We start from the raw sequence: 13,373 nt of genomic DNA on the forward strand, positions 1-13,373 counted from the left end.
TGTGGCGTGGCTGACGTGCTTGCTTATTGATCTTGATTGTGACCTGCTGTTGTTCAGTTGTACTGGGTGGTAGTTCTGGTCAGTCGGTTGGGTTTACGCGTAACTGCGTGTCCGGTCTCGGGGGATAGGTGGGTTGAGCTGGGTGTTTGGTGTTGCGCAGTGTGCTGAGCGGGGTGGTGGCTTTTGCTCAGTGTGGTTGGCGCGTCTATAGGTGCCGGTGCTGTCCGGTTGTGCGAGGGCTTGGGGCGGTGTGGGGTGTGGGTTGGTTCAGCGGGTGGTGAGGCGTTGCCAGAGCAGGTCGTGGTCGGCGGGTGCGAGGCGGGTCAGGTGGAGGCTGCGGGCGAGGTGGTGGAGGAAGGCGGTCTGCTGGGTGCGGGTCAGTGGGGCGTGGCGGGGGAGGCGGTCGAGGGTCGTGGCGAGGATGAGGGTTTCGGGGTAGGTGATCAGGGTCCGGCAGGTCAGGGCGGGGGAGGCGGGGCCTGGGGTGAGGTGGGGGTTGGTGGTGGTGAGCTGGTGCAGGCGGGTGCGCCAGCGGGTGTCGAGGTGCTGGTGGTGGTCGTACCAGCGGGTGATGATCGTGGTGGCCCAGCTCAGGGAAGCAGTGGTGGGCGGCCGGCGGGTGGTGAGGCGGGTGTGGGTGAGTTCGGGCAGGGTGCGGATGTCGAGGGGGACGCGCTGTCGGGGGTCGCTGGAGGCTTGCTGGTGACGGGTGCAGATCATGGCCCGGGGCAGGTCGGGCGCGGGGTGGATCCACGCGGGGGCGGCGTGGTGGGGCGGGCGGCGCAGGGTGCAGGCGGTGCAGGCCGGCAGGGGCTGCACGGCGGCGGTGAGGGGCTGCCAGCGGGCGGTGGCGGTGGGGGCGGTGGTGATGGTGGCGGGCGGGGGCCGGCGGGTCAGTGCGCGGTTGAGATGGGCGGGCGGGATGCGGGTGAAGGCGGCCAGGCGGCGGGCGGCTTCGCAGCTGAGGTGGAGTTCGGTGGCGTGCGGGGCGGCGGGGGTGCCGGTGGCGGTGATGTGCAGACCGTCCAGGAGGTGGGCGGGGGAGAGGTGGTAGGCGGCGGCGAGGCGGGTGAGGTAGGAGGCTGCCGTTTCGCGGGGCAGCGGTCGCACGCGCAGCGCTCCGGGCGGGCTGGGCCACATCGTGCCGGGCCGCACCGCGGGTGCGGGGCGGGTCCGGGTGGGGGCGGTCACCGGCCGGGGCGGGTGCGGCGGGCGGGGGTTCGGGGCCGGTAGTGCTCCTCGGCGAGGTGGTCCAGTGCGATGGAGTCCAGGAGGGTCTTGGTGATGCGCTCGGTGCCTTCGCAGATGGCTTCGATGGCGGCCTGGCGGATCAGGCGTGAGAGGCTGCCGATGCGTCCGGCGGTCCGCTCGTGCAGGTACGGCGCCAGTCTGGGCAGGCTGCCGGTGCGGTGCGCGGTGAGGTCGAGGGCCGCTTCCAGGGTGGCGATCAGCTCGCGGAACGGCTCGCGGTGGCCGGCGCGGGCGGGCAGCGCTCCGCAGTCGATCAGAGAGGCGCGTCCGGCCAGCTGCGCGCCGCGTACTCCGCTGAAAACGGCGCTGGCGGTGACATCGATGCCTGCGTAGACGAATGTGGCGCCGATACGTTCGGTGAGGTCCTTGAGCCAGTCGGCGGCCTCCGCGCCGCTGGAGGAGCGCGGGTTGAGCCGGTGGATCTCGTCGATCAGCACGAGTGCGACGCCGGCCGTGGTGTAGGTGTGGCAGACGGCGGTCGTGATCTGCGCGGTGGTCATGCGCTCGGTGACGGGGATGCCGAGGTAGCGGGCGAACTCGGCGGCCAGGGTCTTGGCGGTGGCGCCGGGCGGCACCAGCACGTAGGCGACGGGCACGCTGGTGTCGCCCGGGTGGGCGCGGCGGGTGTGGGCAAGGTGGCAGGTACGGCCGACCTGGAGCAGCGCGGTGGTCTTGCCGGTGGTGGCCGGGCCGGTGACGATCAGCGACGGCCGGGCGGTGGCCTGCTGGTGGCGGCCCAGGATCATCAGAGTGCGGACCTGGCGTGCCAGGGATTCGATGGCCGGGGTGCGCACGGTGACGAACTGCGAGTGGTAGGCGAGGCGTTCCTCCGCCGGGCGGGGTGCCTGGCCCGGCCGCGGCGGCATGGGGGGTGCGGCGTGGGCGAACCGGGCGAAGCCGTCGAACGTCGTCACTGTGCCCGCGGCCGCCTCCTCGTCGTTCGGGGGCGAAGGGCGGGCAGGGGTCACCACAGCGCGGCCTCCTGGTCGGCGTCGTACAGCGTCAGCGCGCCGCTTCCCGGCAGCGTGAGTGCGCCGGACTCATCGGCGCCGACATCGTCCCGGTCTTCGGCGGGGAATCGGGCGTCCAGCGCATCCAGGCTGTCCTCCGCCTCCGCTGCGGCCTGGGCCGCAGTACGGTGCGGTGCTGCCGGTTCGCCGCCTGCTGCCTGGGAGGCTGCCTTCCCGGCGCGCATGCCCGGCGCCGTGGCGGGCGCGGCTGGCGGTGCTGGTGCGGTGGGCCGGGTATGGCGCAGGATCTGGTCGGCGGCCTCGGCGAGGGCGGCTTCATGTGCCTCGCGTTCGGCGCGCTGCTCGAGGGCGGCGCGGATGTGGCGCCAGGTGGTCTCGCCCATCGGGGCGTGGACGTGGTCGCGGTGGATCCACGGGATCTCGTGCAGGTGTCCGTCGGGCAGGCGGAGGTAGATCTGGCGGACGTCGTGCGGGTTGAGGTGGATCTCCCACTTGCCGCCGGGTCCGGTGGGGCAGTGCCGTCCTCGGTGTTCGTTGAGGATGGCGTGGTCGTAGGTGCGGTGGTTGATGCGGATGCCGCGGCCGGTGATCGGGTGGAAGCGCACCGGCAGCAGTTCCAGGTAGTCGGCGCCGTCCAGGGGCAGCGGCACGTACCCGCACGCGCCCAGCAGCGCGCCCCACATCTCGTTGGGGGCCAGCGCCTTCTTCGGCAGCAGGGGGTGGCGCAGCCCGTCGTGGGGGCGGTGCTGCCAGCACACGGTGATCCATTCGTCCAGCAGCTCCTGCAACTGCGCCACCGTGAACCGGGCTTCGTCCCGCACCGCCTCACCGCGCGCCAGGACGTGGGGGCCGGTGTAGCCGGCGACGTGCTGCGCGAACAACGAGTTGATGCTTCCGAAGGTCCTCTCCACCGCGCCCTTGGCGGCCGGGGACCGCGGCGGCGCCGGCTGCACGCTCACCCCCAGGGTTTCGCACGCGGCCAGGAACGCGGCGGAGACGAAGATGGCCCCGCGGTCGATGACGATCGTCTCCGGCACCAGCACCGGCCGCGCCGCCGCCTGCTGAAGCCGTGCGTCCAGGGCGAGGAGCCGGTCGTAGGGGACGGCGGCGTGCGCCAGGCGCAGCTGCTCGCCGAAGCCGGGCCGCACCGGGTGGGGGACGGCCATCTCCGCCAGCAGCAGGGCGGCGTCCACCGCCTGGGTGCTCTGCTCGCGCAGCACGGCCGCCACCACCGACCGGGTCGCCACGTCGAGAGCGATCGTCAGTTCCGGGCGCAGCGGCTTTCCGTCCTCGCCGATGGCCATCACATCCAGGCGGGTGGTGTCGATCTGCACCAGCTCGCCCGGCCGCAGCGCCACCGTCGGCGTGAAGGGCCGCACGGGCGCGGCCGTTGCGGTGCGGGCCGGACGGCCCGGATGCTCCAGCGGGTCGGCCAGCACCCGCGCCAGCCGGTTGAACGTCGACGGCGCGGGCAGTGCCACCGTGCCCGGCCCGTGAGTGTCGGCCAGGATGTGCCCGGTCAGCTCCCGCAGCCCCTTCAGCGTGCCCTTGGAGCGGCCGCGCTGGCGGCGCAAGGCCTCCAGCACCGCGGCCACCACCCGCTCATCGGCCTGCCCGGTCGCACTCGATGGCTTGCGGCGCGGGATCAGACCCATGAGGCCGCCCGCGTGGTAGCGGGCGCGCATGCGGCGCACGGTGGCCCGGCTGACCCGCGGCCAGCCCAGCTGTGCGAGTTCGTCGGCCTTGGCCTGCTCCCGCTCGGCCATCGAGGTGCGCTGCGGGTCGTACTCGGGCCGGGGGACGCCGGTGCTGCCGGGCCCGTCGGGCAGTCCGGTCTCGATCTCGCGGATGTGCCGCTGCCAGGCCAGAGCCCGCTCCCGCTCACGGGCGGGCACCGACTCCAGCAGCCCCCACTGCCCCACTCCCGCACGGGGGGAGCCCACCACGGTGAAACCCGGGTCGGCGAACAGGAACGAGGACAGCACCGACGCCGTCTGCCCGTCCTCGCCGGCCAGCGTCACCGACGCACCGGCCACCGCGGCGACCTGCCAGCTACCGCCCTGGAACGTCACATACGCGCCCAGTTTCACCTGCCGGCCGCTCGCAGCGGCAGCCACGGGGCGGCGGCCCGGGCGGCCGGATGTGCTCACCACTGCTCGGCCTCCGCCCATGCGTCCCACAAAGTGCCCGCCTGCCCGGTGCCGTCCGGCACCCAAGGGGTGCCGCCGCTCGGTTGCGGATCAGCCACAAGGCCCTGCTCGCCCGGCTCGGGTACGGGCGCACCCGCCTCCCGCTCCGGCCCGCCACCCGCTGGTGGAGGATGCCCGGGCGGGTCACTGCGCGCGGCGAGGATCTGCCCGGTGCGGCGCCGCACGGCGTCGTCGAACGGGCGCAGGGCGTGCGCGTGCTCGGTCCAGGGGATCTCGTGCAGGAGCCCGTCGGGCAGCCGGATGTAGATCTGCCGCATGTCGTAGGGGTGGTGGTGCACTTCCCACCGGCCGTCGTCCGTGGTGGGCCTGGCCCGGCCGCGGTGCTCATCCAGGCACTCATGGTCGTAGCGGCGCCCGCCCAGGCGGATCCCTGATTCGGTGACCGCCTGGCGCTGCACCGGCAGCAGCTCGGCGAAGTCCTGCCCGCTCAGCGGCACCGGTACCGACCCGGCGACCCCCAGCAGCACCCGCCACATCTCCTGCGGACCAAGGGCCGCCTTGGGCAGCAGCGGGTGCCGCAGAGCCTGTTGGGGGCGGGTGTGCCAGCGGGCGGTGATCCACTCGTCCAGCACATCCCTCAGGTGCGGCAGACTGAAGAACGCCTCCGCCTGCCGTCCCGCGCTGTCCGACGGGTGCACAACACCCCGCGCGCCGGCCAGGTCTGCGCAGTGCCGGGTGAACAGCCCCCCGAGCGTCTGCACCGTTTCCCCGGCGACACGGTGCAGACCGCGGCGCCGTACGGGGGCGGCTTCCAGGCTCACGCCGAGGCTCTCGCACACGGCCAGGAACCAGGGCGTGACGGCGGCCGCCGCCGGGTCGAACACCAGCGTCTGGGGCAGGGCCGCCGGACGCGCCACAGCCGCCTCGATGCGCGCGTCCAAAGGCATCAGCCGCTGCGGCAGCGGCAGCGCCTCGTGCGCTGCCCGCAGCATCTCCCGCCACCCGGGCCGCGCCGTGCGGGGGACGGCCATCTCGGCCAGCAGCACGGACAGTTCGACCGGCGCGGCCTGCTGCGGGTGCAGCACGGCGGCCAGCACACAGCCGGTGGCCCCGTCCAGGGCGCAGGTGACCGACACCGCCACCGCACGGCCGTCCTCGCCCACCGCCTCGATGCCCAGGCGGGCGGTGGCGACATGGACCCGCTCGGCGGGCCGCAGCGCAGGCGCAGTGCCGCCTGCCCCGTCCGGACCGGTGGCGGTGCGCGCCGGACTGCCGGGCGGCTCGGCCGGATCCGCCAGCGCCTTCACCAGCCGGTACAGCGACGACCTGGCCGGCAGCGTCACCCGGCCCTTGCCATGGGTCTGCGCCACGATCTGCTCGGCCAGTTCGATGACCTGCACGGTGGTGGTCTTCGACCGGCCGCGACGTACGCGCAAGGCCTCCAGCACGGCGGCCACCACCCGCTCGTCCGTGCGCCCGGTGGGGGAGGAGGCGCGCAGGGACCGCTTGTCCACCAGCCCCAGCAGCCCCTGGCGCTGGTAGGCCAGCCGCATCCGCTGCACCGTGGGCCGGCTGACCTTCGTCCATCCCCGCCCCGCAAGCTCCTTCGCCTTGGCGTGCTCCCGCTCGGCGAGCGTGAAGACCTGCGGGTCGTACTCAGGCCTCGGCACCCCGCCGCTGCCGGGGCCGCCGGGCAGCCCGGTCTCGACCTCCCGGATGTGCCGCAGCCAGGCCATCGCCCGCTCCCGGGCAGGCAACGGCACATCCGCCCACACGGCGGCGGCCGGAACCTGCGGGGCAGCCCGGCCGACGACCTCGAAGCCGTCCGCGGCCACCAGGCGGGCGGCCAGCACGCACCCGGTGGCCCCGTCGCCTGCGGCCAGATACACCCGCCCGTCGACCAGAGCGGTCACCTGCCAGGTCCGGTCCTCGAACCGGACCTGAGCACCCACCCCCACAGACCGCCCATCAACGGCGGTTACCTCGTGCCTGCTCACCTGCCGTGCTGCTCCTGCGCCCCGTCGCCTGCGGCCGGGCCGGGCGCCACGAGCGTGTGCTCGCCCAGCGGCCGCGTCAGATCCGCCACCAGCCGCCCGCCCCACAGCGCGTGGTAGAGCACCGGCAGCGCCGAGAGGGTCTCGCCCGCCGCCGCGGCCCCGGCCATCAGCGGCCGCGCGGTGGTGAACGCCTGAAGCACCGCCTGCTCAAGCCCGCCGGCGTCGCGGTGGCGCGGGTGGCGGTAGCCGGCCAGCCACCGCACGTTCGCCGCCACCACCGCATCCGGCGGCACCAGACGCCGGTAGGTGAACCCCGCCGCCGCACACGCCGCTTCCAGCACCGCCGCCGCCCGCGCGGCCCGGCCTGCGGCGGCGGGCTCCGCCGAGGCGGGGCAGTCGGCGAGCAGCGCACGGCCGTCGGCGCAGCGGGCGAACAGCTGCGGCACCCACGTCAGCGTCCGCCGGCTGTCCGGATCCCGCCAGATCAGCCGCACCGGCCGCGCCGACAGCCCCACCACCTGCGGATCGCGGTCCAGGACCATCAGCTGCGTGCACATCGCCTGCGAGCCGTGCATCACGTGCCGCCCGGTCGTGGCCGACCACCACCAGCCCGGCCCCCACCGCCGCCCCGGCACCACCGGGAACGCCGCCACCGGCGCCAGCTCCTCGAACCTCACCGCCACGGCCGCCTGCACCCAGCGGCGCTGCACCAGCGTGCCGTTGGCCCCGGCGAACTCCGCCTCCACCGCGCCCGGCTCCGGCACCCGCCAGGCGCCGCCCACGACGGCGGACAAGCCGGCCGGTGCGCTGTCCTGGCTGCTGTCGATGATCACGAACTCCACATAACGCCATGCCCGTCCTGCCGCGCAGGCGAACCCACCGGTAACCCCAACTGGGACGCCCCTTAAGCCTGTTGGGGTTCATGTGCAGGGTCAGGATGACACCCGGACGCGCCGCTGTCAGTGCACACATCTGCACTTTCCCGTCCTGGGGCCGCGGGGTGTGTGGGCAGGTGCGCGGCTATCCCAGAGACGACAGCACCCATCCCGAGCCGTCCCCGTCCCCGTCCTCGTCCTCGTCCGTGCCGAGCCTGATCAGGGCGCCGGACGGCATTGCCGCACCGCGCGCGAGCGTGTCGACGAAGGCATCGGCGAGCGCGTTGACCTGCTCGCGCCCCGCGCCCTGGTCGTCGTCGCGGACACCGGAGTTGAGCCACAGGTGGTCGCGGTGCCCCGTGACCTTCAGCATGATCTTGAACGTCTCGTGGTGGTAGTGCGGATCGCTCACCGTGACACCCACGACGGTGTCACCGCGCACCAGGTCGTCGCCGACGCGTACCCACACATCGCGTTTGGCCACTGCTTCCCACTTCCCCCCGCCCGGCCGCGTCAGCAGCCTGCGCGTAGTCGTCTCGGGCCCTCAGGAGTGGCTGAAGCCGCGGTCGGGGTCGCGGGCCTGACGGGGGCGGAAGGGTACGAACCAGTCGGCGGAGGCCAGGTTGGCGAGTCCGAGGGCCTGGTTGATCTCGTTGCCGCTGTCCTCGATCCCGTCCAGGGAGGCGTCGAACAGCATCAGCACGTCGTGGTCCTCGAACAGGACATCCGAGCACCAGTCCCAGTCGAAGTCGCGGCGGTCCTCACCCAGACCCTTCACTGTTTCCGCGACCAGGCGCGGCCGGTTCCGCGTCAGCGACTTGGCCCGGTCGATGCCCAGGTGCAGGGCCATCTCCTCACCGGTGCAGCCCGGGCGGACCGTGCCCGTCTGGGCGAGGTCGGCGGCCAGGTCGTCGAAGCATCGGGCCATCTGCCGCCGCCACTGCTGGTTCGTCCCAGCCGTCCTCCTCGCCGGCGTCTTCGTCCCACTCCGCAGGCTGGCCGTGGCGGGCGAGGGAGCGCAGACGCATCCGTACGTGCTGTGCGGCCTCTTCGGGGGCGGCCAGGGCGTTGTCGATGATCTGTAGTTCGTCGGAGAACTCCTGGGCGCTCAGCAGCGTGCCGGCCTCGGCGAGCAGGGCAGAACCCGCATCGGTGCCGGCGTTCTTGGCGGGCAGGACCACGGCGAAGTAGTTGTCCGTCAGCCGGTCGATGACGGCGGCCACCACCCCCGCGACGACCAGAGGGTCGGCGAAGGCCTCCTCCACGTGCAGCCGGTCGACGACCAGGACGCTGGAGGCCGACTTGATGAACTCTTCGAACTCGTAGGTGAACCGGCCGTCCTCGTCCAGGAGCTGGGCGGCCACCAGGGCGGGGAAGGACTGCTCGTCGGCCATCCGCTCGCGCAGATTGTCGGACTTCCAGTACAGGCCCCTTACGGCCGTCAGGCTTCCCACCGGTGTGCCGGCCGCGGTGATGCGCACCTGCCACTCCTGCACTCCCTGCGCGGCAGGGTCCAGCAACTGGTGGGTGTGGTGGAAGTCGAGCGTCAGCTGGGCAAGGTCCGCCCCCGCTGCCGCCGGGCCCGTCTGAGTGCTCAACGTGCTCCCTCGGCGCCGGTCCCCGGGCCGCCGCCTGCCTGCGGCCCCGCCTCAGCGTAGTGGCCGCACGCCGTCGCTGTTCGCGAAGCGGGCAGCGCGTACCCCCCAGGGGGCCCCGGCCTGATCCGCCCTGCGACCGGGCTGCGGCGGCAGCGGCTGAGAGGCGGCACACCGGCCGCCTGCGTGCGTCAGTCCTGATCCGGGCCCTGTGACATGAGCTCCGCCAGTTCCCGGACGGGCAGGCGGGACCACGCCGACACCTCCTGCACCGCCACCCCCGCGGCGACGGCCGCGGTAGCGGTGTCCACCAAGGCCTGGTCGAGCAGCGCGGCACTGTGGCTGAGGTGCTCCAGCAGGGTGCGGGCCACCTCGGCGGTGGTGCCGCTGTGGACGCCGCGCAGCGGTTCCAGTTGTTCCCGCGCCTCGCCGATCATCTGCTCGATCCGGAAGCGGTGTTCGGCGCTCACTGCGGCCCGCCACCGGGTGCCCGAGCCGCCCGACTGCTGCTCGGCCGCCAGGACACGCAGCTGGCCGGCCATCGTGGCGGGCTGCTGTTCCCGCGGCAGCCGCCAGGGATCGTCCCTCCACCCGGGCGGCCCGCCTTGACCGCGCCGCCGGCGGATGACGGCGCCCATCCAGGTGAGCAGCGGCCCGCCGGCGTCCACTGCCGACAGCGGGCCCAGCCAGCCCCGTCCCACCCGCTCGCCCAGCCGGCGGCAGAACGCCCCGTCGGCGGGCAGCGGCCGGGGCCGCCCGGCGCCACTGTCCCTCCACACCAGCTCGGTCATGGCCGGGTCCAGCAGCGCGTCGGCCACGGCCACCACCTCCGGGAAGGTGACCGCGTCCCGGCTCACGATCCGCCACCGCTCAAAATCCGTGCCCGCGTTGCCGCCCGCCACCTGGTGCAGCCGCCGTGGCCAGATCTCCTCCCGCTCCCAGTGCAGGGCCTCCTCCCACCACCGGGCCACCACCGCATGCGCCACGGCGAACACCTGACCGGGCTCCGCCCCGGCCCGCACCGCACGGCGCGCCACCCCCGTCCACCGCCGCTGCGCGGCCACCACCTCCGGGACACCGCGCAGGTCGAGGTGCTCCAGGGGCTGGTCGGCGTCCGCGTCCAGCAGCCACCGCCCGTGCCGGGCACACACCCGCTGCCAGCGCGGCAGATACCGCACCGCCCGCACCGTCTGCCCGGTGCGCCGCGCGGTGCACGACCGGCAGGCGAACGCCGTATCGCCCGCCACCGCCCCCGCCGAACGCCACCGAACCTGCGCCAGGGCGGCCTCCCGGCCGCTGCTGATCCTGGGATCGTCCACGGTGAACGCGGGCAGAGCACGCGCCAGCACTGCCGGCTGGATGCCGCACAGCTCGGCGAGCACCCCCCGCCCGGCCGCGTTGAGGACGGCCTCCGAGTCGGCCCGCACGCCGCCGCCCACGTGCCGGGCGGGGTAGTTGCGGCACGTCCACAGCCGCAGCACCCCGGCGGCAGGCAGGCCGTAGCGGTCCGCGGCCCGGCTGATCAGGGACGAGGTCAGCTCCCCGGCCAGCGGCACGGTCCGTAACGCTCCTGCTGCCACCATGCTCTCCGGCATCCGTTCCTGCTCTTCCGCCACGGCGCACTGACCGCCTACAGCTCGAACTGCAGGTCGACGATGTCCTTGAGTTCCACTTCGAGGCCGTGGGCGCGGCGGCCGCCGTCGCGGAAGTACACCTCACCCAACGCCTCGGCCGCGATCTCACGGAGGTCGTCCTCGTCGACCCCGGCCTCCTGGGCCTGAAGGAGGCGGGCGGCGTGATGGGGCGGCAGGGCGAGGGTGAGGTGACGCACGCGGGCCTGGTCGGTGCTGCCGACGGCGGCGGTGTAGCCGAACCGCGCCTGGAGATCGATCATGATGCCGCTCGTGGTGGCCGCGGCCTGTTTCGCTTTCGCCCTGATCTGCGGTTGCCAGCGTGCGCGGACCTCGTGCTGCAGCCGGTCGGCGAGTTCCGGGCGGGGCTTTTTGATCTGGTTGTTCACATACCGCTCCACCGTGCGCTGGCTGATGCCGAGCAGCTCGGCCACCGGCATGGTCCGGCGGCCGTGCTGCTTGACGAGGTAACGCATCTGCGCCCCGGCGGACTTGGGGATGGGGCGGGTGAAGGCGCCCTGGACTGCCCGCTCGAGTTCTTCCGCGACGGTGACCATCGCCGTAACGCTCCTTATTCTCCGGTGTCTTTGCCGCTGACCTCGCCGGTCTTGATGTAGCGGGCGAGGTTGGCGACCTTGCCGTCGGCGCCGAGCTGCTCGAGTACATCCGCCCCCCACAGCACGCTCTGGGTGCCCTCGTGCTTGACCATCCCCGGCGACACCCCCAGCCGGAACGAGCCCGGCACCGTCTTGCCGTCGGAGCCGTAGGGCAGCACATCCAGCGGGCTGGGCCCGTCGGCGGCGTAGACGGCGCAGTCCGAGAGGACCGCGACCGGGTAGCGGCCGGTGGCCGCCGCCAGGTTGAGCATCTTGCGGTGCATGTTGGTGCGGGCCCGGGAGATGACGGTCGCGCGGATGTCGGGGCGCCACGTCGGCCGGGCGAGCGCGGGCCAGGCCTGCCCTGGCTTCCAGCCGCCGCCGCGCGCCTTCTCCTGCAGCTTGCCGATGCCGCCCTTGACGGTCATCTTGATCGCGTCCACGACGATCCCCAGCTCCCGGTCACGGCTCTTGTAGCCGCCCATCGCTTCCAGGAACCCGGCCGGGGGCAGCTTCTCGCCCACGCCGAGATCCGTCATGGTGTCGACGTAGGCGTTGCGCAGCCGCTTGTACCAGCCGTCCAGGAACCGGCCGCTCTCCGGGCGCACCCAGGCCTCGACGGGGGCGACGTCGTAGCCGAGCTCGACGGCGTAGGCAACCGTCGGGGTGGCGTACCAGGCCGGGCCGGTGGGGCGTTCGCCGGTCGGCGTGAACGGGCTGGGCAGCAGGCCGCCTTCGAGGTCGCGCCACTGCTTGGCGACCTTCACCCGGGACAGGTCGACGTGGGAGAGGTCGACCAGCCAGGAGCCGGGCACCGCCGCGTCGAAGACCGGGTCGGTGACGTGCGCGGGCGGCAACGCCAGGCCGACGACCGCGCCGTTGGCGGCCGCACCGAACGCCAGGTTCACGTCGATGCCGACCAGGTGGCGCCGCATGCACTCGGTGTCGGTCAGGTCCCGCGCCCAGTCGTAGGCTTCCTCGAACAGCCGCTCCTCGGGGCCGCGCACGTGGAACCGGGGCAGGCGGGCCAGGACGGGGTGTCCGTCGGTCGCCTCGCACGGCGCCGGGTCCACCGGCTCCGCGCCCAGCGAGCCGGGCCGGTGCTCGGAGTGCCGCCTTCCGGTCTCGTCCGGATCGCTCGCCCTCGTGGGCGGGTTGAGCGCGGTCATCAGGTGCAGGCCGGTGACGGCGGTGGAGCCGACCGGCGTCATCACCCGCTGCGCGTACACGCCCAGCACCCGGGCCAGCTCCGCCGGCTCGAGCTGGGCGGCATGACCCCAGGCGCGGTCGTCGAGGGCGTGCCAGGAGGGGATGCACAGCTGCACGCACTGGCGGCGGCTGCCCTGGGCGGGGCGGTAGATCCGCGCCCACGGCCCCAGCCCCCGCTTGGTGAGCTGCCAGTCGGCGCGCTCCAGCTGCTTGATGGCCTTGTGTCCCTCCGGGAGCCGCCCGGCCAGCCGCTCGGTCTCGGAGAGCCGGCCGGGCAGGCCGTAGCGTTCGCACGCGGCCTCGGTGAGCACCAGCAGCGGGTCGGCGTCCTTCCCCGAGCCGTGCAGCCTTTCCGCCCCGAGCTGTGCCTCGGCCAGCGTCCACTCCGCCAGCGCGGGCAGCGACTTGGCGGGCACGTCCAGGATCAGACCGCCGATCCCGTAACCGGTCACATGGCGCGCGGTGTCGGCGTCCAGGACGAGCAGGGGACCGTGCGCGTACGCGCCGCCGGGCGTCGGCGTGTTCGCCAGGGCGGCCTTCTTAGCGGCCGGGCGGCGGGCGGTCTGCGGCGGCCGGACGGCGTGCGGGCGCGACGCGGCGGCCGGTACAGCGACAGCCGCCGGGGGAGCGGGCCGGGACGGTTCGGCCTCAGCCGTGGCCGCGGCTTCTCCTGCCGCGCCCGGGGCCGGAGTCTGTGCCGCGGGCATCGCGGCGGTGAACACCTGCGGCGCCGCGGGGTCCTCCTGCGGGGCACCGGTGCTCTCGGGTGCGGGGTAGAGCTGCGCGAGCTGTTTCAGCAGCCGCGCGTACGCCTCACGCTCCGGCGGCCGCGGCTCGGTCTTGCCCGACTCCCAGCCGCCGACGGTCGCCCGCCGCACATTCAGCACGGCGGCGACCTCGTCCAGGGTGAGCGCGTGAGCCTGGCGCAACCGCCTGCGCTCCGCCGCCGGCGGCAGCGGGGACCGGGACGCGACCAGCGCGTCGACCGCATCGAACAACTCGGACATGGAACACACCTCCACCCTCACCCTACCCCATGAAGCGTACGAAACGCGTACGGATAGCGTGTGAAGCCCGTACATTCTCCGTACTGGTGGC

Annotated in this window: 11 protein-coding genes; all 11 read right to left on the reverse strand. The window is 73.7% G+C overall.

Features of this window, described 5'->3' with window-relative positions; all coding sequences use genetic code 11:
• Nucleotides 1–267: 267 nt before the first annotated feature.
• Complete coding sequence (locus tag M1203_RS37690; protein ID WP_249954383.1) at nt 268–1,110, reverse strand: TniQ family protein; 843 nt, start codon at nt 1,108–1,110, stop codon at nt 268–270.
• Nucleotides 1,111–1,187: 77 nt separating this feature from the next.
• Entirely contained in the window at nt 1,188–2,222 is a 1,035-nt protein-coding gene (locus tag M1203_RS37695) for a TniB family NTP-binding protein (protein ID WP_249954384.1), read from the reverse strand.
• Nucleotides 2,216–4,393 carry a DDE-type integrase/transposase/recombinase gene (locus M1203_RS37700; protein ID WP_283959490.1) on the reverse strand — a complete coding sequence of 726 codons (2,178 nt, stop codon included), beginning with the start codon at nt 4,391–4,393 and terminating at the stop codon, nt 2,216–2,218. Before M1203_RS37700 ends, M1203_RS37695 begins: the two co-directional genes overlap by 7 nt.
• On the reverse strand, nt 4,369–6,324 hold the full coding sequence (locus M1203_RS39145; protein WP_249954386.1) for a Mu transposase C-terminal domain-containing protein: 1,956 nt from the start codon (nt 6,322–6,324) through the stop codon (nt 4,369–4,371). The genes M1203_RS37700 and M1203_RS39145 overlap by 25 nt, the downstream gene beginning before the upstream one ends.
• 41 nt (nt 6,325–6,365) lie before the next feature.
• Nucleotides 6,366–7,211, reverse strand: a complete 846-nt coding sequence (locus tag M1203_RS37710) for a TnsA-like heteromeric transposase endonuclease subunit (protein ID WP_249954387.1) — start codon at nt 7,209–7,211, stop codon at nt 6,366–6,368.
• 178 nt (nt 7,212–7,389) lie between these two features.
• A complete protein-coding gene (locus M1203_RS37715; RefSeq protein ID WP_249954388.1) occupies nt 7,390–7,728 on the reverse strand; it encodes a hypothetical protein in 339 nt (112 codons plus the stop codon).
• Between the two features lie 60 nt (nt 7,729–7,788).
• On the reverse strand, nt 7,789–8,172 hold the full coding sequence (locus tag M1203_RS37720) for a hypothetical protein (protein WP_249954389.1): 384 nt from the start codon (nt 8,170–8,172) through the stop codon (nt 7,789–7,791).
• Entirely contained in the window at nt 8,099–8,842 is a 744-nt protein-coding gene (locus M1203_RS37725; protein WP_249954390.1) for a hypothetical protein, read from the reverse strand. The genes M1203_RS37720 and M1203_RS37725 overlap by 74 nt, the downstream gene beginning before the upstream one ends.
• A gap of 188 nt (nt 8,843–9,030) precedes the next feature.
• Nucleotides 9,031–10,422 (reverse strand): DNA-binding protein, encoded by a 1,392-nt coding sequence (locus M1203_RS37730; RefSeq protein WP_249954391.1) that lies wholly within the window; start codon nt 10,420–10,422, stop codon nt 9,031–9,033.
• A gap of 47 nt (nt 10,423–10,469) precedes the next feature.
• Nucleotides 10,470–11,027, reverse strand: coding sequence for an XRE family transcriptional regulator (locus M1203_RS37735; RefSeq protein WP_249954392.1), 558 nt, complete (start codon nt 11,025–11,027; stop codon nt 10,470–10,472).
• Nucleotides 11,028–11,041: 14 nt separating this feature from the next.
• Nucleotides 11,042–13,282 (reverse strand): helix-turn-helix transcriptional regulator, encoded by a 2,241-nt coding sequence (locus M1203_RS37740; RefSeq protein ID WP_249954393.1) that lies wholly within the window; start codon nt 13,280–13,282, stop codon nt 11,042–11,044.
• Nucleotides 13,283–13,373: the final 91 nt, after the last annotated feature.

Origin of the sequence: Streptomyces sp. 35G-GA-8 (assembly GCF_023534745.1) — a bacterium.
Lineage (GTDB): Bacteria > Actinomycetota > Actinomycetes > Streptomycetales > Streptomycetaceae > Streptomyces.

What these genes read in the sequence shown, in the direction of transcription:
- M1203_RS37700 (WP_283959490.1), bottom strand. Translation starts at nt 4,393, where the DNA reads ATGGGCGGAGGCCGAGCAGTGGTGAGCACATCCGGCCGCCCGGGCCGC.
- M1203_RS37720 (WP_249954389.1), bottom strand. Translation starts at nt 8,172, where the DNA reads ATGGCCCGATGCTTCGACGACCTGGCCGCCGACCTCGCCCAGACGGGC.
- M1203_RS37730 (WP_249954391.1), bottom strand. Translation starts at nt 10,422, where the DNA reads ATGGTGGCAGCAGGAGCGTTACGGACCGTGCCGCTGGCCGGGGAGCTG.
- M1203_RS37735 (WP_249954392.1), bottom strand. Translation starts at nt 11,027, where the DNA reads ATGGTCACCGTCGCGGAAGAACTCGAGCGGGCAGTCCAGGGCGCCTTC.
- M1203_RS37740 (WP_249954393.1), bottom strand. Translation starts at nt 13,282, where the DNA reads ATGTCCGAGTTGTTCGATGCGGTCGACGCGCTGGTCGCGTCCCGGTCC.